At 57.7% G+C, this 19,317-nt stretch carries 9 protein-coding genes; all 9 read left to right on the forward strand.

Annotated elements, in window-relative coordinates; all coding sequences use genetic code 11:
* The first annotated feature begins 1 nt into the window (after position 1).
* Positions 2-2,506, forward strand: a complete 2,505-nt coding sequence (locus tag AC13FW_RS06715) for a type I restriction-modification system subunit M (RefSeq protein ID WP_482988591.1) — start codon at positions 2-4, stop codon at positions 2,504-2,506.
* Positions 2,499-3,866 (forward strand): restriction endonuclease subunit S, encoded by a 1,368-nt coding sequence (locus AC13FW_RS06720; protein ID WP_482988592.1) that lies wholly within the window; start codon positions 2,499-2,501, stop codon positions 3,864-3,866. Before AC13FW_RS06715 ends, AC13FW_RS06720 begins: the two co-directional genes overlap by 8 nt.
* Positions 3,866-7,183 (forward strand): type I restriction endonuclease subunit R, encoded by a 3,318-nt coding sequence (locus AC13FW_RS06725; protein WP_482988593.1) that lies wholly within the window; start codon positions 3,866-3,868, stop codon positions 7,181-7,183. Before AC13FW_RS06720 ends, AC13FW_RS06725 begins: the two co-directional genes overlap by 1 nt.
* A 4-nt stretch (positions 7,184-7,187) precedes the next feature.
* Positions 7,188-7,952, forward strand: coding sequence for a M48 family metallopeptidase (locus AC13FW_RS06730; protein WP_482988594.1), 765 nt, complete (start codon positions 7,188-7,190; stop codon positions 7,950-7,952).
* 6 nt (positions 7,953-7,958) lie between these two features.
* Positions 7,959-10,340 carry an McrB family protein gene (locus AC13FW_RS06735; RefSeq protein WP_482988595.1) on the forward strand — a complete coding sequence of 794 codons (2,382 nt, stop codon included), beginning with the start codon at positions 7,959-7,961 and terminating at the stop codon, positions 10,338-10,340.
* 8 nt (positions 10,341-10,348) lie between these two features.
* Entirely contained in the window at positions 10,349-11,692 is a 1,344-nt protein-coding gene (locus AC13FW_RS06740; protein WP_482988596.1) for an McrC family protein, read from the forward strand.
* A 1,859-nt stretch (positions 11,693-13,551) separates the two neighbouring features.
* Complete coding sequence (locus AC13FW_RS06745; RefSeq protein ID WP_482988597.1) at positions 13,552-15,477, forward strand: hypothetical protein; 1,926 nt, start codon at positions 13,552-13,554, stop codon at positions 15,475-15,477.
* A gap of 144 nt (positions 15,478-15,621) precedes the next feature.
* A complete protein-coding gene (locus AC13FW_RS06750; protein ID WP_482988598.1) occupies positions 15,622-18,747 on the forward strand; it encodes an RHS repeat-associated core domain-containing protein in 3,126 nt (1,041 codons plus the stop codon).
* On the forward strand, positions 18,744-19,187 hold the full coding sequence (locus AC13FW_RS06755; RefSeq protein WP_482988599.1) for a DUF4265 domain-containing protein: 444 nt from the start codon (positions 18,744-18,746) through the stop codon (positions 19,185-19,187). The genes AC13FW_RS06750 and AC13FW_RS06755 overlap by 4 nt, the downstream gene beginning before the upstream one ends.
* Positions 19,188-19,317 lie beyond the last annotated feature (130 nt).

Genomic DNA, 19,317 nt, shown 5'->3' on the forward strand with positions numbered 1-19,317 from the left:
CATGCCCTTAACCCTGCCACAGCTTGAGCGCCACCTCTTCAAAGCCGCCGACATCCTGCGCGGCAAGATGGATGCCTCCGAGTTCAAGGAATACATCTTCGGAATGCTGTTCCTCAAGCGCTGCTCCGACGTGTTCGAGCAGCGCCGCGCCGAAGTGATCCAGCTTGAAATCGATGTAGGCAAGACGCCCGCCGAGGCGGAAGCCTCAGCCGAGAACAAGCGTTGGTACAAGAAGGACGGCTACTTCTGGGTGCCCAAGGAATCGCGCTACAGCTACCTGCTCGACAACTCGCGCCAGGCCAACGTCGGCAGCCTGCTGAGCAAGGCCCTGGCCGGGATCGAAGGCGAAAACGTCAGCCTGTACGACGTGCTGGAGCACATCGACTTCACCCGCAAGATCGGCCAGAGCAAGATCCCTGATATCAAGCTGCAGCAGCTCATCACCCATTTCAGCCTGCACCGCCTGCGTAATGAAGACTTCGAGTTCCCCGATCTGCTGGGCGCGGCCTACGAATACCTGATCGGCGAATTCGCCGACTCGGCGGGCAAAAAAGGCGGCGAGTTCTATACCCCGCGCTCGGTGGTGCGGATGATGGTGCGGCTCATCAAGCCCGAGCTCAAGCACGACATCTACGACCCCTGTTGTGGCTCCGGCGGCATGCTGATCGCCGCCAAAGAATACATCGACGAGCACGGCGAAGACGGCCGCAAGGCCAACCTGTTCGGGCAGGAGTTCAACGGCACCGTGTGGTCCATCGCCAAGATGAACATGCTGCTGCACGGCATCAGCACCGCCAACCTGCAAAACGAGGACACCCTGGCCGAGCCGCAGCACGTAGAGGGCGGTGAGTTGATGCACTTCGACCGCGTGCTCACCAATCCGCCGTTTTCCATCCACTGGGGCAATACCGAGAAGGATGCCGACGGCAATGCCGCCTGGAAGCCCAAGTTCGAGGTTGAGCGCTTTCCCTACGGCCAGGTGCCACTCGGCGCCAAGAAAGCCGACCTGATGTTCCTGCAGCACATGCTGGCCGTCACCCGCGACGGCGGCATGGTGGCCACGGTGTTGCCCCACGGCGTGCTGTTCCGCGGTGGCGAGGAAAAAGCCATCCGCGCCGGCATCATTGAGGACGACCTGCTCGAAGCCGTCATCGGCGTCGCGCCTAATCTGTTCTACGGCACCGGCATTCCGGCCTGCATTCTGGTACTGCGCCAGCGTGTGCAGAACGGCGCCAACCGTGTCAGCGGCAAGCCCGCCGAACGTCAGGGGAAGGTGCTGTTCATCAATGCCGACCGCGAGTTCTTCGAAGGCCGCGCCCAGAACTACCTACTGCCTGAGCATATCGAGAAGATAGTCACCACCTTCGACGAATTCCGTGCCATCGATGGCTTCTCGGCCATCGTGGACAACGCCACGCTCAAGGCCAACGACTACAACCTCAACATCCGCCGCTACGCCGACAACGCACCCACACCCGAGCCGCACGACGTCCGCGCCCATCTTGTGGGCGGCATCCCCAAGGCCGAGGTGGCCGACAAAGCCAGACTGTTCAGCGCCCACGGGCTGAACCCGATTGACCTGCTGGTGGAGCGCGACGCCAAGTATTTCGACTTCGCGCCCACCCTCGATACCCGGAAAGCGCTTAAGCCGGCCATCGAAACCAATGCCAGCCTGGTCGCTAAGGAAGCTGCCGTCCGCGCCGCGTTCGAGCAATGGTGGAAAGACCACAGCGCCCGCGTTACCGCACTCTCAGGGCAGATGGACAACGCTGCCAGCCTTGTCGAACTGCGCAACGACCTGCTGGCCAGCTTTAGCCAGAGTCTGGAGGCCATCGGCCTGCTCGACCCCTTCCATGTGCGCGGCATCGTGGCCGGTTTCTGGTACCAGACCAAGTACGACTTCCTCACCCTGATGGCGCGCGGTGCCAAGGGCGTGGCCGACGCCTGGCGCACCAGCATCGTCACCGCCCTGGAAGACAAGGCCAGCAAGGAGAGTCCGCTGGAGCACAAGCTGGTCAAGTTCCTGATGAGTGATTTCGTGGATGCCATCACCGAGCTGGAAGCCAAGAAGGCCGAACTGGACAGCCAGATCAAGGCCGCTAGCCCGAAAGATGCCGAGGGCGGGGATGGTGAAGCCGCCGAGGCAGCAGAGGACGATGCGGACGAAGAGAACGCCGTAGACGAAACCCAGCTCAAAGCCTGGAAAAAGGAACTCACCGCCGTCAAGAAGCAGCTCAAGGCCAAGAACGACAGCTTCAAGCAACACATCGGCGCGGCTGTTGACAGACTAACGACGGAAGCTGCCGCTGACTTGCTGCTGACCATCCTGCACAACGACATGCGGGCCATCGTCGAGCACTACATGGCCGCGCAACGCAAGAAAATTGTCTCTTCGTTCGAAAATTGGTGGGATAAGTACCGGGTGACGTTGACCGAGATCGAAGGCAAGCGGGATGAAGCGTCTAAGGCGTTGCAGGAGTTTTTGAAGGGGCTCAAGTATGTCTGAGCCAGTGAATGTCCTACCCCGCCACCAATACGGCACCTTCCTGAAGCAGTTGCCTAACGACTGGGAGCAGAAGGAGATCACTCACATTGGGGCCGTTGTCGGCGGCGGCACACCGTCACGCGAGGTGCCATCCTTCTGGCGGGGGTCAATCCCATGGGTAACGCCGGGCGAAGTCAGTGGCGGAGAGGCCAAGCTGCTCCACGATACGAACGACTACATCAGCGCATCGGGCCTGGCAGGTAGCGGCGCGAATCTGCTACCGGCCGGGTCACTGCTAGTAACAACGCGAGCCACGCTGGGCGCCCGCGTTATCAATGCGGTGCCCATGGCAACAAACCAGGGCTTCAAGTCCGTTGTATTCAAAAGACCCGAGGAGGCCAGCTACTACTTCCACCTCTTTGAAAAGGTGAAATCCGAACTGGTGCGTCGCGCATCGGGAACCACTTTTTTGGAAATTTCTGGTGCTGAGTTTGGCGCCATCAAAGTGCCCAGCCCGTCGCCGAACGAGAAACTGAAGATCTCCGAGATTCTCGACACCCTCGACATCGCCATCCAAGAAACCGAGGCGATCATCGCCAAGCTCAAGGCCGTCAAGCAGGGCCTGCTGCAGGATCTGCTAACACGCGGCATCGACATCAACGGCGAACTGCGCCCACCGCAGTCTGAGGTACCGCATCTCTACAAGGAGTCGCCGCTGGGGTGGATTCCGAAGGAGTGGGATGCCCATGTTTTCGGCGACACCATCGAGCACATCATCGACTTTCGTGGCCGCACTCCGAGGAAACTCGGGATGGATTGGGGTGGCGGCGACATCCTTGCACTCTCGGCCAACAACGTGCAGCCCGGCGGTATTGACGTCAGTCGCGAGGCTTACTTCGGTGGAGAACGCTTGTATAACAAGTGGATGACAAGCGGTGATGTGCGTAAAGGTGACGTCCTGCTTACTATGGAAGCACCTCTTGGCAACGTGGCGCAGATACCCGATGACTCTAGGTACATCCTGAGTCAGCGCGTGATTGATCTTCGATTCAAGCCAGGCATGGTGCTGAATGACTTCGCTTTCTGGCAAATGCAAAACACTGAATTCCAGCGGGCGATGGTCAAACGATCGACCGGCAGTACCGCTACAGGGATTCAACGCGCGGAGCTGGTCAAACTGCACTTCAAGGCGCCCCCCGTCGATGAACAGTCGTGGATCGCACAAAGAATCTTCTCGGTGGAGCAGAAACTGGCAAGTGAATTGGTGGCGCTTGAGAAACAGAAGCAGGAAAAGTCCGGCCTCATGGACGACCTCCTCACCGGTCGCGTCCGCGTCACGCCGTTGCTGGCTGAAGCCGCACAACAAGATGGGAGCGCCTGATGGGCCGGGAACTAGATGATGTCGAAAAGCCGTTCGTAGCCCAGTTGCAGGCGCTGGGTTGGACACACATTGAAGGCAGCATTGACGCCCCGGCAGTGACCGGCCGCACCGACTTTGCCGAAGTGATCCAAGAAGGGCTGCTGCGTGAAAAACTTTGCGCGCTGAACTTTGGCCCTGACGGTGCCCCTTGGCTGGACGAGGCGCGGGTGGATGAAGCTGTGGCAGCCATCAGCCGTCTGGGCACGCAGAAGCTGATGGAGGCCAATGAGAAGGCCACCGCCTTGTTGATCCGAGGCTTGACTGTGGATGGCCTGCCCGGCTGGGACGGTGGACGCGGCCAGACGATACGGTACATCGACTGGGACACCCCGGCCAACAATCGCTTCACGGTGATCAACCAGTACCGTGTCGATTGCCCGCCGGGCTTCAATAGCGGCAAGGCCTTCATCGTGCCCGACTTGGTACTGCTGGTGAACGGCATTCCGCTGGTGGTAGTGGAGTGCAAGAGCCCGTCCGTCCCCGAGCCCCTAGCCGAGGCGGTGGATCAGCTGCGGCGCTACAGCAACCAGCGCAAGGCCGCCTTTGAGGTGGACGACAACGAGGGCAACGAGCCCCTGTTTGCCACCAACCAGTTGCTCGTAGCCAGTAGCTTCGACGAGGCTCGGGTGGGCTGCGTGGGCGCGGCCTTTGAGCACTATGCCCAATGGAAAACGGTGGTCGGCCCGGAGGGTTCAGGCAGCGAGATTGAGGTGGCGCAGGCGCTGGGCAAGGCGCCCATTTCCGAACAGGAACGCTTGATCGCCGGGTTGCTCACCCCTGCTCATTTGCTGGATGTGGTGAAGAACTTCATGTTGTTCATGCAAGCAGGCGGCCAGACCATCAAGACCGTGTGCCGCTACCAGCAGTACCGGGCGGTGAACCGGGCGATTGCGCGCCTCAAAACCGGCCTGACCCGGCTGCAGCATGGCGAGCACGACCAGCGCGGCGGCATCATCTGGCACACCCAGGGCTCGGGCAAGAGCCTGACCATGGTGTTCCTGGTGCGCAAGATGCGCGCGGAAGCTGACCTGCGGCGCTTCAAGGTCATCGTCGTCACCGACCGCAAGGACCTGCAGGGTCAGTTGTCGGTGACTGCCACCCTGACCGGCGAAGTGGTGGACGTGGCTGAGAGCACGGCGGGCGTGAAAGCGCTGGCGCGGCGCAAAGGGCCAGGGCTGATCTTTGCCACCATCCAGAAATATCGCGACCCGGATACAGCAGGTGATACTCCGCTGACGGCCGGCGATTTGCCCAAGGTGGAAGAACCGAAGGCTACTTATAAAGCCGACGAAAAATTTGAGGTGCTGAACGAGGACGACAGCATCCTCGTACTGGTGGACGAGGCGCACCGCACCCAGGCGGGCGACCTGCACGCCAACCTGCTGGCGGGCCTGCCCAACTGCGCGCGCATCGGCTTTACCGGCACGCCGATCATCATGGGCGACAAGAAGCGCACCCATGAAATTTTTGGCGAGTTCATCGACCGCTACACCATCAAGGAAGCCGAGGCCGACGGTGCTACGGTGCCGGTGCTCTACGAGGGCCGCACGGCCAACGGCGCAATCAAGGACGGCGCCAGCCTGGACGAGCTGTTCGAAGACCTGTTCCGCCAGCACTCGCCGGAGGAGCTGGAGGCGATCAAGAAAAAGTACGCCACCAAGGGCCACATCTTTGACGCCCCGGCGCTGATCGCCGACAAGGCCCGCGACATCCTTCGCCACTACGTGACCAACATCCTGCCCAATGGCTACAAGGCGCAGGTGGTGGCGTATAGCCGGTTGGCAGCGATTCGTTATTTCGAAGCCTTGCGATCAGCCCGCGATGAGTTGCTGGCCGAGGCCAACGCGCTCTCGCCCGAGGACAAGGCGCTGGATGACGAAGCGCTATGTCAGCGTCCTGTGAGCATGCAGGCGTTAGTGCAGGCTTGGCGCTGGCGCGACACACTGGCGCGCATTGAGTTCGCGCCCATCATTTCTGGCAGCAACAACGATGACCCAGCGTGGAAGCAATGGACTGACGGGGCTGCACACGAGCAGCTGATCAAGCGCTTCAAGAAGCCGCTATTCCATGCCAAGCCAGAGAAGACCGACCCATTGGCCTTCCTGGTGGTGAAGTCGATGTTGCTCACCGGCTTTGATGCGCCGATTGAGGGCGTGATGTATCTCGATCGCCCGATCCGCGAGGCGGAGTTGCTGCAGGCGATTGCCCGCGTCAACCGTACCGGCTTCGGCAAACGTTGCGGCATCGTAGTGGACTACTACGGCGTGGCACAGCACTTGAAGGAGGCGCTGGCGGCCTACGCCGATGAGGACGTGGAAGGCGCGCTGGCCAGCCTCAAGGACGAGGTGCCGGTACTGCGCGACCGGCATCTGCGCGTGGTGGATCTGTTCCGCCGGCGCGGCATCGAGTCGCTGGAGGACACCGAAGCCTGTGTCGAGGCGCTGGGTAGCGAGAAGTTGCGCGCCGAATTTGCCGTCAAGCTCAAGGCCTTCCTCGGATCGCTCGACACAGTGTTGCCGCGGCCGGAAGGATTGCCCTATTCCGGCGACGCCAAGCGCCTGGCCTACATCTACGCCCGCGCCCGCAACCGCTACAAGGACACGCCGGTACTAGGTAAGGATGTCGGCGCCAAAGTACGCAAGCTGATTGACGACCATGTGATCTCGCTGGGTATTGACCCCAAGATCCCGCCGATTCAGCTGACCGATGCCCAGTTCGACACGCACGTTGCGCGGGCCGCGAACGACCGTGCCAAGGCGTCTGAAATGGAACACGCAATTCGCTCGCACATCCGCAAGCACACCGATGAAGACCCGGTGCTGTATCGCAAGCTCTCAGAGCACTTGAACGATATTCTCAAAACACTGGGCGAAAAGTGGACCGAGGTGATCTCGCAACTGCAGAAGATCATCGACGAGCTGCGCACGGGCAAGGCGGGGAGCGCCGATGCACCGAGCGACTTGCCCGAGCATTGCGCGCCCTTCCTGCGCACCGTGCTGGACGTGGTGTGTGCTGGCCAGGCACCCACGGCAGCCGAGTCGCTGCGACTGAAGGATGTGACCGTGGATCTGGTGGATCTGCTGGTGCAGGAGCTGCAAAGCAACCGCGATATCTGGAGCCCCCATAAACGTGCGGCACAGGAAGACCTGAACACGCAACTGTTCGAGCACTTGATGCGCCTGCGGCCACCGTTGGTGGACACCGACAAAGCGGGCGTGCTGGCGGACAAGTTGATGGAGCAGGCACGCGCCAGTCACGACAAGTTGGTGCAGGTGTAGAGCCATGCTGGCAACCCTGAAATCTATCCGCCACCATGCGGACACCCCTGCGACCGAGGCAGAGACAGAGACAGAGGCTAGCTTCCAGGTGGACGACTTGCTCTTCACGATACGGCGCAGTGCCCGGCGTCGGACAATGCAAATCACCGTGGAAAGAACGGGGGAACTGATTCTGAGCGCACCGCCTGAAGTTGGCATCGACCAACTCCGTGACTTTGTCAGCGAGAAGCGCTTCTGGATCTATACCAAGCTTGCCGAGAAGGACCGATTGCAACGCAAGGTGCCGCGCAAAGAGTTCGTTGGCGGCGAGGGCTTCCTGTATCTGGGGCGCAGCCATCGGCTGAAATTGGTGGATGAGCAAGACGCGCCCCTGAAGCTGGTGAATGGCCGCTTTGCGCTGCACCGCGATGCGCAGGCAGGCGCACGGGAGCACTTCATCCGCTGGTATAGCGAAAGGGCTCGCCTCTGGCTGTCGGCCCGGGTGGCCGACTACCAGTCACGCATGGAGGTGGCGCCTGCCGGCGTAAAGGTGCAGGACCTCGGTTATCGCTGGGGTTCTTGCGGCAAGGGCGACTGGCTGTACTTCCACTGGAAGACCATCTTACTGCCAGCCCGTATAGCAGAATATGTGGTGGTGCACGAGATCGCCCATCTGCACGAGCCACACCACACCCCTGCCTTCTGGCTGCTCGTTGAGCGCGCAATGCCCGACTATGCGCAGCGGAAGGCCTGGCTGGCCGAACACGGAATCGATGTTGAGGGGATATAAGAAGACATGGCGGACTATTTCACCAGTGACCACTTCAAACTGCTGAACAAGTGGAAGGGGCAAAAGCATGACGCCTCTAATCCTGAGCAGAAGCGAGCCTATGACGCCTTGAAGCAAGCCTACGAGATCACTGAGGAGTGGGCAAATAAGCTGAAGGTCGAGCTGTTTCCCTTGGGGTACGTTGAGTGTCGCAAGCGCCCGACAAATCAGGGCAACAACTTTGCCGCCTATAACTGGGCGCGTATCTATCCGGCAGCGGATTCCCCCAAGAAATTAGCTTATACGGTAGGGATCGATGCGGTCCATGGTTTTGTGGTCAAGATCGATACGGTCGGGCTTGAAGATGGCGCGCCCGTTCGTCGTGACTACCTTGCACTGCGCGGCGGCTACGACAACGCGTCGCCCATTGTCGCCATGCTTTCGATGTCAGAAGGGCTGGGCAAATCGCTGGCTGAATTGGCCGACTGGAGCGTCGAGGCCATTCGAAAATTCCGGGTCCGCTATGACGAGGTAGTGACCAAGCTGGATTTGGGTGAAAAGCTCAGCGACGAAGACCTGCTTAAGCACTTCGATGGCAAGCCCGCCTTCAAAACCTTCCGGGCTTCTTGGTCGGCGCAGGACGTGGCTACGTTTTGCCGACTATCCAGAGCCGTTCACGCGGCGGGGCTGGATTGGTGGCACATGGGCAAAGGGATTCAGGTGCGCTTTGGCCGCAAGAGCCCTGGCAGTGAGCGTGCGATCGGCGTGCTCGGTGTGATCCGTGGCTCCCGCACCCGAAAGATATCCTGGACACGTGATGTCGGTGCCGTGCCCAAGTTGAACAGGGAACTACTGACCGATGATCTGGTGGCGAAAATTGAAGCCGCCTTGGTCGCCGAGCGTGAAATGCTGGACGAGTGGTTGGTGTTGGAAACCGAACGCCCAGGCCTGTGGCCTGACCAACTTCGGGATGACCCCACTGAGTCCGACGAGGAATCCGATGACGAGGAGCCAACGATGGATGCAGTCGTCACGCAAGCCTTCAATCGCATTTACTATGGGCCGCCCGGGACCGGCAAGACTTACGAGGTTTCCAAATTGCTGCGGCGGGACTATGAGCAGGCGACGACCTCGGTGTCGGCGGTAGAATGGCAGAGCCAATTTATCGCTGACAGGATTGTTCCGCTGAAGTGGTGGGAAGCTGCTGTTCTGGCGTTGGTTGACCTTGGCGGCAAGGCCAACGTGAGCCAGCTTTTAGCGCACCCCTTCATCGATGCGCTGGCCACGGCCAAAGGCCGCAGGGACAACGTGCGGCAGACAATCTGGACGACGCTGCAGCAGCGCACGGTTGATGAGTCCACGACCGTCAAGCAGAAGCTGCGTTTTAGCCCGCAGGTGTTCGACAAGAGCGACGAGCGTGTCTGGCACCTCGCGGGTGAATGGGAGGACGCCTGTGCCGACCTCGTCGCCTTGCTCAAGGAATACCAGGCTGGCGCTCAGTCTTCGGAAATCCTCCGTCACTACAGCTTTGTCACGTTCCACCAGTCATATGGCTATGAGGAATTCGTGGAAGGCCTACGCCCAGTGCTGGACGACGATACTGAATCGGGTGCTATCAAGTACGAAATACGACCTGGCGCGTTCAAAGATCTGTGTCGCAAGGCGCGCCTAGCACCGGATCAGCGCTTTGCCATGGTCATCGACGAAATTAACCGGGGCAATATCAGCAAGATATTCGGCGAACTGATCACGTTGATCGAACAGGACAAGCGCGAGGGTGCGGAAAACGCCATCTCTGTCACATTGCCGTACTCGGGCGAAGCCTTCTCGGTACCCTCTAACGTTGACATCATCGGCACAATGAACACGGCAGACCGATCATTGGCCCTGCTTGATACAGCGTTGCGTCGCAGGTTCGACTTTGTGCCCGTGCTGCCTGATGCTCGTGATGAGGCGGGTGCGCCACTTTTTGACCTACGGGTGACATTGGGCGGGCATGTGATCAATATCCCGCGAATGCTGTCGGTTATCAATCAGCGCGTCGAAGCACTTTACGACCGAGACCATTGCATTGGTCATGCTTACTTCACATCGCTTGCGGAAGTGCCTGATGGCGATGAAAGGCTGGTGGCGTTGTCGCAGGTCTTCAGCAATCGCATCGTCCCATTGCTCGAAGAGTATTTCTTTGAAGACTGGCAAAAAATCCGGCTTGTGCTGGCAGATAACCAGAAGCCCGAAGCGGCGCGGTTTGTGATTGACAGCCAGGATCACGAAGAGGACTTGGCGCGCTTGTTCGGCAGCGATCACGGGCTAGACAGCTATGCCACCAAGCAGCGCTACGTGGTTCAGGATGCGTCTTTCACCAACCCAGACGCCTACATCGGTATCTACCAGACGCTACCAGCCTGATGAGTGGCTTGACGATTTACGAGTTTGACGCCCTCGCATCAGCTGGGGAAGATTTCTCGGGTATCGATGGTGTGCATCGGGTTCCGGCAAGCGTATTTGGCTGGCTTGAGAACCAATGCTTGCGCGTTGCGGACGCGGGAGATGCCGCCTGGCTGCGCTGGGCACAGCGTCGTGGGCGCCGCGTTATTCAGGTAACCAGCTTTGTCGGCGTCATTCGCGCGCCGGACGGATACCAGATTGAGGTGCTGCCTAAAGTCGGCAAGGCCATCGGTGGGGGACCAGTCGAGGCGCGTCAGTTGCTGATTGATATGTTGTGCTGTTTGCATGGATTTCGGCATGTGCTGACAGACAGCGCCAAGCTATCCGCCGCCCGGATGCCGCTACTGGAAATTTTCATCAGTGAGTTTCTGCGCACTGTCGAGCATATCGTCAAGCGGGGACTTCGGAGTGACTATCGCCAGCGGCAGGACAACTTGTTTGCCTTGCGTGGCAAGCTCCTGGTGTCGCCACATTTGCGGCAGAACATGTTTAGGGCAGACCGGTTCTTCACCGAGCACGATGAGTTTTCTACGGACAGACCGGAAAACCGACTAGTCCACGCGGCGTTACGGCGCGTGTTGCTTCTGACGGGGACGCAGGCTAACCAGAAGTTGGCCCGAGAGCTGGATTTCGTATTTGCAGATGTTCCACCTTCCACGCAAACACGGATCGATTTCCTGCAGGTACGACTCGATCGCGGGATGAGCTACTACAGCGATGCTTTGGCATGGGCGCGCCTCATCTTGGATGAGGAATCACCGCTGACAGGCTCTGGCCGCCACAATGCCCCATCATTGCTGTTTCCGATGGAGGCTGTATTTGAAGCCTATGTGGCCAAGCATCTTTCACGGCAGCTGACTGCGCCACTTATTCTGAAGACACAAGCACGTAGTCATCACTTGGTTCGCCACCGCGAACAGAGTTGGTTTCGGCTTAAGCCGGACTTGTTGGTCCGAAATTCGGAACGAGATCTTCTGGTGCTCGACACTAAGTGGAAGCTGCTGGATGGCCTGAGGGCGAACGGAACAGACAAGTACGGATTGTCCCAGGCTGACTTTTACCAGTTGCAGGCGTATGGATTGAGTTATCTCGACGGCGCTGGTGATGTGATACTGATCTATCCCAGAACCGATGCCTTCGCCGATCCGTTGCCTGTGTTTGATTTTCCGAAGATCAGAGGAATGCGGCTATGGGTCGTACCATTTTGTCTTAGGGAGCGCAGACTGAAGGTGCCCAGCTCCTTTGGACTGCGGTCGATGTTCATTGGGATGGATGGAACCCAGGCCGAAGAGTTCAATTCTGTGTCGATCTGAGCAATCCGAACGAGAGGTAAGAAATAGCGCTTAATCTTGGCAACAAGGCCAGCAGCCAGGCGCTGGAGAAAGGCGCGGTGTTGCTGCAGCAAGTGGTGGCAGAGATCGGCTCATAGCGTCCGCGCTCGCAAAAGGGAAACCGGCTTGCCACCGGCTTCCATTTCCTCCGCCATTGACTAACCTACTGATCCGCAAGGATACCCACTCACTCGCCAGACGCATTGCACATGCGACGCTTACAGGCTCAAGCCATCAACGAGACCAGCGCATGCCAATGAGGCTGGTCCTCGTCCTCATCTGCATTGACGCTTTATCTTAGAAGTCAGCGTAAGTGTCGGCGACTCGCTCGCCCTCCCCGACCGCCTTATGCAAAACGCCCGCTGATGAGCGGGCGTCGGTCTAGTTTTTGATCCGCGAGATGTTCTCAGCTTTTACCGGCCAGCTTGCGAACGCGACGCTCTCCCAGCTGAGCTACCGCCCCACACGGTGAACCGAGCATAGCGCTGTTGCCCGCGTCACGCAAAACGCCCCTTGCTGCACTTGCAGCCGTTCGCCTGCACCCGCCGAGTGGTCGCCGAGCGAAAAGCAGGATCAGTCTACCTATGGAGCCGGAGGAGCAAAGCAACGACACCGCTTACTTATCAACGAGCCCGCACACCGGGACAACCGAAAGCACAGGTAGCCGAGCACCTCGCAGCATCGCTACCCCAGGCCACCAAACGCGGACGATCCGCATCCAGCCTCGGCCTACGTCGGCGTCCTATCTTGGCGGTAAGCCAACTAACAGAAGCCCGTTCAATGCATGTCCAACTGACCAAGCTCCAAGTCGAAGCCTATCAGCCCCTAGAGCGTCTCTATGAAGTGCGGGAGGCCCAGGTCCGAGGACTGATCTTGCTAGTGTAGCCACCAGGTCACAAAGCAAGGATCGCGTCGTGGGCGCCTGTATGTGCCGAACCATGGGAGCGACCATAGTAGCCCCACTGCATCTCGCCCCTGCCCAAGAGGCAATCCAGCAATGCCATGGCACCTGCACTCAGGTTTACGGACCAGCGACAGCAGCTTGGTGGGTGCCGCTGGCGGCGCAGGTTTGGAGCTGGATCTGAAACCCCTGCATGGGATTGACCTTGTATCTGCAGAGAGATCAGTAACCCCCACAAGGGGCGACGACCAAGCTCCCACGCTTTCGCAAATCAAGATCGCTTTGCAATGACATCGAGATTGCACGGATCAACTCGAAGCCTCCGGGGGGGGGGGCGGTAACACGCCACCCGCATATCGTCCCTCCCAACATGCGGCATCGCGTCATGCACCCATTTATATCTATGACTACACTCCGTTCATGTCCAAGGATGCGGCAACAAGCGGTAGTGGGGACCTCCGTGATCGAAGCATGGCTGCAGCCATCTCTGTGGCGTTGCATGTTGCCGCTTTCGGTTGGATATGGCTCGTAGGCGACCAGCCGGGACAGGGTGAATAAGAAGCACCGGGATTTTTTGGGAGGGACGGAACTTCAGCAGATTCCCTTGCACCTGACGAGTTTCGTCAGCGAATCGAAACCAAGCCGGCCCTTGACAGCCACGAAACAACCGCAACGTCCGAAGAGCCGAAGAAAAGCGTCCCGAGCACCCTCAACGAGCCTGCTGCTGTTTCACCCGATAACGCAGAGTTATGGAATTCCGACCTATCCATCGCGTCAGATGCGACAGCAGCCGAAGAAAGGGAAAACGCTGCGACCGAATCCGTGGAAACTGGCCTGACTCAAGGCGGGAATAATGGGGATAGCAACAACGACGATGGCCTTTGTGCCGCATATCTGACTGCCTTGCGAGCATCGATCTCGGAAGTGGCCAGGCCTTTTTGTGAAGTACGTTAGCAGCCAGCCCACTTGGGAGCAGACTACAGGTCATACAAAGAGTTTTTCCTCTTGCCCCACCAATTTCTTACCTGAAATTTCTTCATGGGTATATATGAAGCTCAATTCGAAAACGTGCCTAGTCACTATAACTGCATTGCTTACACTTCTGCCCGATGCGGCGGTGGCACAGAATCAAGGAAGGTTCGCGTGGGAAGAGGCTGCAGACCGCTTGAAGGCCAGCTCAAGCATCCCGACCTTGGGGCCTGACCTGGCCGGCGACAGGGTCGCCTATTCCAATGGAGGCCTATCATTCAGCGTAGTGGATCTGAGCATTCCCGGCCCACAAGATATGTCGATTGAAGTGCAGCGTTCCTACACGCTAATAAATCGAAAGGAACTCGAAACAACCGAAATGCTCGCTGACTGGGCTCTTGATATGCCAAAGATAAGTGGCGAATTCGCGCCAAACTGGACATCAGGGGGCTCCGATCCTTCAAAGCGATGCTCGGATGCTACTGGCCCGGGATACAGCGCAGGATTCCATCAAGGTGATTATTTCAACGGGTTGTCCATCGATCTTGGTGGGGGGGCAGAGCCACTGCTGAGGCTTGCAGACGTAGCAAGCCCAACAAGTGGAGGCACCCATACCTGGACCACTTCCGATGGCATGACACGAGTGTCCTGCACGCCAACTATTGCGAATGGCACCGGCGAAGGATTTCTCGCCACCACCCCCAACGGCAAGAAGTACTGGTTTACCTGGATGGCGTCGCACCCGCGCCCGAAGCTTAAGCGCGCAACGACGAACGCAGTCACAGGGCTGACCGCCTACGAGTATCTTGAACGCAAACATCGCGAGCTTCTTGTTACGCGCGTGGAAGACAGGTTTGGCAACTGGATTGCGTATTCATACAGCAATGACCAAGCAGCCCCCGGGCGCCTGACGGAAATTTCATCAATCGACGGAAGGATTGTTAAATTGAACTACGCAGGACCAAGGGTTGCGAGCGTTGTCTCCAACGGCAGGACTTGGAGTTATGACTACAATTCAGTTGCGGGTGGACGGACTTCATTAAGTCGGGTGACATATCCGGATGGATCTGGCACCACCTATGACTTTTCTCAATTCACCACGGCAGAGATAAAGACTGGAGAAATCATAGCTCCAGGAGAAATAATGCGCACCTGCCTGTCACCGGAGATTCCCCAGAACATTCAGGATACGCCTATTGGGGTAGTGTCCCACTCCTCGGGGGCAGTTATTTCATTCAAGGCAGGCCTCATTGAACATGGCAGGAGCTTTGTTCCTGTATCGTGCTCCAATGTCACAACAACTCCTTCCAATGCGACACCAGGCACAGGGAACGATCCGCAGGATGACGTCAATCGATATGATATCTCCGCCTATTCGTACACTCTCATCGAGAAGATCATTTCCGGACCCGGGCTAAGCACTGACCGCTGGCTGTTTAGCTATTCGCCAAATGTCAGTTTCTATTTTTATCCAGGCGTAACATATAGGTACCCAGTATGCAGAGCAAATCAGAATCCGTGTTATCAACCACCATGCTTAAGTGAAGCTTGCGCCTGGAGCAGCAAGACGACGGTTACAGCCCCCGATGGGTCATGGACTCGCTACAGCTACGGCAACACCTTTCATTACAACGAAGGGAAGCTATTGAAGGTTGAGATGGGGGCAGGAAGCCAAATTTTTTCTACACAGCAGTTCCGCTATGACCTCAGCATGGTCAATGCGGGATATCCCGCGCAATTTGGCTATGGGACTACAGACTCAGCCTGGCAGGCGGAATTTCACCGGCCTGAAGTCTACAGAGCGACCCAGCAGGATGCGGGGATTTTTGAGAGACGCGTAGATGGCTTCGACGCTTGGGCGCGACCAATAGAAGTGACAGAGTCCAGTTCTTTTTGATAGCTAAGAACCATTATTTTATGTCCCGCCCACGGCATCAAACAGGCCCTTCTGGAAAGCGTGATTAATGTCAAAGAAGATGGATTACTTTGACTGATCGACCTTCAGTCAATTGCGGAAAACAATAGAGAGCACTAAATGTTCATGAATGGATTCAACATTTGCCTGATCAAATTGCTTACTTGCGCAGCGATCGCATCTTGGCCATCTATAGCGCACGCACAGAATTTCACTCGAACCACAGCCATCACCTACCACGACAACACCACCAATTGGGTTCTGGGCCAAGTGGCCAGCCAAGCAACCAATGGTGTGATCGCGGAACAGACCTCCTACGACGCCAACACCGCGTTGCCCTTGCAGTCCTGGTCGTTCGGCAAGCTCAAGCAGACGCTGACCTATAACGCCGACGGCACAGTCGCCACGGTCAAGGATGGCAACAACAACGTCACCACCTTGTCGAGTTGGAAGCGCGGAATTCCGCAGCTGATTACCTTCGCCGATGGCAAGACCCAGTCAGCAGTCGTGAACGACAATGGCTGGATCACTCAAGTAGCCGATGAAAACGGCTTTGCCACCAACTATGGCTACGACGCCATGGGACGCTTGGCCAGCACGACCTATCCGACAGGCGACAGTACGGCATGGGCGACGACGACTCAGGCGTTCGTCCAGGTGGCTGCAGCTGAGTACGGCATTCCGGCCGGTCACTGGAGACAAACGGTTACCACCGGGAACGGCGTCAAGGTCAGTTACTTCGATGCCCTATGGCGCCCGCTGTTGGTGCGTGAGTATGACTCCGGAAATATCGCCGGGACCGAGCGCTTCATCGGCTACGAGTACGACCATGAAGGTCGCGTTGTATTCGCCGCCTATCCTTCTGCTGTCAGCAATCCCGACAAAGGCGTCTGGAGCACGTACGACGCGCTTGGGCGAACCCGCTCGGTTGCGCAGGATTCCGAGCAGGGCTTGCTGACCACGACCACCAGCTATCTGAACGACGCTTCCGGCGCATATACGCTTGTGACCGTACCCGGTGGTGGTCAGACCCGCACCTGGTACCAGGTGTTTGACCAGCCCAGCTATGACGCGCCAGTCAAGATCACCCATCCGGAAGGGGCGGTCACCACCATCACCCGCGATGTGTTTGGCAAACCGACGTCCATTGCTCGGGGGAATAGCGGGAATACGGTGCAAGCCACTCGCTCATATACCTACAACGCCAATCAGGAGTTGTGCCGTGTAATTGAGCCAGAGACCGGCGCAGCAATCATGGGCTATGACGGCGCGGGCAATCTATCGTGGTCGGCAGGTGGTTTGGGCGCGGCGACAACCGTATGCCACGAGACTGGCCTTGTTACCGGCGTCCAGAACCGCCGGATCGCGCGCACCTATGATGCCCGGAATCGCCTCAAAACCATTACCTTCCCTGATGGCAATGGAAATCAGAATTGGACGTATACGGCCGATGGGTTACCACTGAGCGTTACCACGCTCAACACTGAAGGTGCCTCCCAGGTTGTTAATAGCTATATCTACAACAAGCGGCGTCTTCTTACGCAGGAAACCCAGAACCAGCCCGGTGAGCTGGTCAGTACCTTCAGCTACGGCTATAACGCCAACGGGCATTTGAGCAATCTCAATTATCCCTCTGGCACCTTGGTTGACTATGCGCCCAATGCCTTGGGGCAGCCCAGCAAAGCAGGAACATATGCCACCGGTGTGAGCTATTTCCCCAATGGTGGCGTCAAGCAGTTCAACTACGGGAACGCTATCACGCACACCCTGAGCCAGAATGCTCGTGGCCTGCCCCAGCAGAGCTGCGACAGCTATGGCGCATGTGGTGCCGCAGCGGTGCTCAACGACACCTATGCGTACGACGCCAATGCGAACGTCAGCAAGATCACCGATGGTCGTACGGGCGGGCGAGCAACCCGCACCATGACCTATGACGGGCTAGACCGGCTAAAGACAGCTACGTCCACGATGTTTGGCAGCGCTGCCTACGCCTACGACGTGCTGGACAACCTGACGCGGGTAACGGTAGGGGCGACGCCAAATTTGGCTGCACGCGATCACTACTACTGTTACGACACCAAGTGGCAGCTGACCAACGTCAAGACAGGCGGATGCACTGGCGCGTCCGTGATTGGTCTGTCGTACGACCTGCAAGGCAATCTGGCAAACAGAAACGGCACCACGCATACATTTGATTATGGCAACCGGCTGCGCATTGCCCATTACGCGGGTGCGACGGTCGAGAGCTACCGTTACGATGTCCATGGACGGCGAGTACGCTCCTGGAATGCAGGAGGATCGTTGCGGTCGGTGTACTCGAACGCGGGCGAGTTGTTGTACCAGCGCAATGACCGCACCGGAAAAGCGACGGACTACATCATGCTCAATGGCGATCTCGTTGCCACTGTTGAGCGGCCGCTAGCTGGTGGCACGGGAACAGTGACCTATCAGCACACGGATGCGCTGGGCAGTCCGGTGGCAGTGACGAACGCTTCGCGCACGGTCATTGAAAGTAGTGAGTACGAGCCATTTGGTCGGGTAGGTAATCGCGCTGCGCGCGATGGCGCAGGCTACACAGGACATGCCGAAGACGCCGCCACCGGCCTGACCTACATGCAGCAGCGCTACTACGATCCGCAGATCGGCAGGTTCCTGTCGGTGGATCCGGTGACGGCCTATAGCAACCCGGTGGGTGCGTTCAATCGTTACAAGTATGCGGCGAATAACCCGTACCGGTTCACTGACCCAGATGGCCGACAGGAACGGGCAGCTGAGAGATTTGGTGATTCTTACGGGAGGTGGACAGCTGAAGAACGTGCCCCCTTTGAGGCGGTGGCCGTTCCTGTCGCTATTGCCGCTGTTGCTATTACCCCCGTGATCGGCCCTGAGTTGGCCTTGGGTACCCGTGCTGTTTTGAGAAATTCGGCAGAGCAGCAACCCAAAGGAACGTCAGGGGGACCCCGTGCAGGCAAAGGCTTCACTCGAGCGGGCAAACAAGAAGTTATTCAGTCGAATCGAGAGGCCAATGGTGGCCAGACGAAATGCGAAGGTTGCAACATTAACACTACTCCTGCGCAACAAAGCCAGCGAGGTGTTCCCACTTCACCGGCTGAGACCAGAGTCGATCACATCATTCCAAAATCGAAAGGCGGAGATGGTGCTCCCTCCAATGGTCAAGTGTTGTGTAGTTCATGTAACATTGACAAGAGCAATAAGACGGACTGGGTTCCCCCTAAAGATCGTATGCCATGAATGAAGTCAAACATACAAGGATCGCTTTCAAACTGCAGCAGGATAATGACGGATATCCACCTGCTGATTGGGAGGGTCTGTGGGCTATGCCTATTGGTGCAGAACGATTTCGCATTGACAATATTCCATTCTACGCAAAATTAATTAGTTTTGGCGATGTTGTAAGTGCGTCCTGGGCTAATGATGAGTGGGTATTTCAAAATATTCTAATTCCGGGCGGCCACTCAACGATCCGCGTCATAATGTATCGCGGTGATTTGGTTTCGCACATTCGGGAGGAGCTGGAGAGTTACGGCTGCTCTACAGAGCTGAGTCATATTTCATCGTTCTTTTCTGTTGATGTTCCGCCGGAGTCTGACTACAAGGCCATTATTAATCTTCTGGCTCAGCATGCAGATCAAGGCATATTGGATTATGAAGAGGCATCTATCCAACATTAAATAATGGGGCGAGGCGCATGCTTCTTTCATAGAGAAATTCCAAGAAATCAATCCATATCTCTTGATTCGCAGTGATTGAACCAATACGGATGATTGCCTGCAAGAAAGCAAATGCCCCTTCTATAAGAAA

This window comes from Stenotrophomonas sp. 21LCFQ19 (assembly GCF_056861425.1).

Coding starts and splice junctions, on each gene's coding strand:
- AC13FW_RS06715 (WP_482988591.1), top strand. CDS start 2: ATGCCCTTAACCCTGCCACAGCTTGAGCGCCACCTCTTCAAAGCCGCC.
- AC13FW_RS06720 (WP_482988592.1), top strand. CDS start 2,499: ATGTCTGAGCCAGTGAATGTCCTACCCCGCCACCAATACGGCACCTTC.
- AC13FW_RS06725 (WP_482988593.1), top strand. CDS start 3,866: ATGGGCCGGGAACTAGATGATGTCGAAAAGCCGTTCGTAGCCCAGTTG.
- AC13FW_RS06730 (WP_482988594.1), top strand. CDS start 7,188: ATGCTGGCAACCCTGAAATCTATCCGCCACCATGCGGACACCCCTGCG.
- AC13FW_RS06735 (WP_482988595.1), top strand. CDS start 7,959: ATGGCGGACTATTTCACCAGTGACCACTTCAAACTGCTGAACAAGTGG.
- AC13FW_RS06750 (WP_482988598.1), top strand. CDS start 15,622: ATGAATGGATTCAACATTTGCCTGATCAAATTGCTTACTTGCGCAGCG.
- AC13FW_RS06755 (WP_482988599.1), top strand. CDS start 18,744: ATGAATGAAGTCAAACATACAAGGATCGCTTTCAAACTGCAGCAGGAT.